Here is a 1,196-nt window from a genome sequence, read left to right as displayed (position 1 = left end):
CAACCGACTGGCGGCGCTTATGGTTAAGTGTTTGTCAAATCTTTACGAATCGGGCCATACTGTAGCTGCGCAGTTTGGCTTCTTTCTTCACGAAATGCGCAGTTCAAGGTTTGAGGGATGTTGCAGAACAGGTTACACAACGAGCAGGAGCATCTTCCGTCCATGTTGTCTGCGGATTCGCAGGAACTGTCACGGCAGCTACAGCTTCATCAGCAGAAGATATTTCCGCCTTCTTCGCAGAAGACGATCCGGCAGTTTACGCCGTCTGAGGCCGCTTACTACATCGGCATCGGCGAAGGGTATCTGCGGCAAGTGGCTTCCGAAGGCTATGGCCCGGTGCCGTTAGCTAACGGCCGCCGCGTATACTCGCCTGAAGATATGGACCGGATTCGCGTCACCCTCGACGAGAAGAATGGAGCCCAGAAATACGTCCCCAACCGGCGAGCTGGCGAGAAGCTCCAAGTGATCGCCGTCATGAACTTCAAGGGGGGCTCGGCAAAGACCACGACGTCGGCGCACCTTGCCCAATATCTCGCCATAAGGGGCTATAAGGTTCTGGCGATCGATCTCGACCCACAAGCTTCACTGTCGGCGCTATTTGGTCATCAGCCGGAGCTCGATGTTGGCGAAGGTGAGACCCTTTACGGGGCGATCAGGTATGAAGATCCGCGCCCGGTCGCCGATATCGTTCGTGCGACTTACACCCCCAACTTGCACATCATCCCTGGCAATCTCGAGCTTATGGAGTTTGAGCACGAAACGCCCACCGCCATTGCTTCTGGGAAGGCTGCGTCCATGTTCTTTGCCCGAATTGGCGAAGCGTTGGCGCCCATCGAGAGCCTATACGATGTCGTGATCATCGACTGCCCTCCGCAGCTGGGGTTCCTGACGATGTCAGCGCTATGTGCCGCGACATCAGTTCTGATCACAGTCCACCCACAGATGCTCGACGTGATGTCGATGAGCCAGTTCCTGGCCATGACAAGCGAGCTTATGGCAGTGGTGGAGAGAGCAGGGGGCCGCACCAGCTATGATTGGATGCGCTATCTCGTTACCCGCTTTGAGCCCAATGATGGGCCGCAAAGCCAGATGACGGGCTTCATGCGAGCGATCTTCGGCAACCGTATGCTTCAGAGTCCGATGTTGAAGTCTACCGCGATCTCGGATGCAGGGGTTACTAAGCAAACCCTCTACGA

1 protein-coding gene is annotated in these 1,196 nt (G+C 56.1%); it reads left to right on the top strand.

Annotation, left to right across the window (positions count from 1 at the left end; genetic code table 11):
• Positions 1 to 117: 117 nt before the first annotated feature.
• Positions 118 to 1,196: plasmid partitioning protein RepA (gene repA, locus AC1DUU_RS32495; protein WP_476787398.1), on the top strand; the 1,079-nt coding region annotated here is incomplete at its 3' end.

It is taken from the genome of Aminobacter sp. P4_H6_2, from assembly GCF_056400805.1.
Note: the sequence above shows the minus strand (reverse complement) of the source record. Positions and strands in the feature narration are given on the sequence as shown.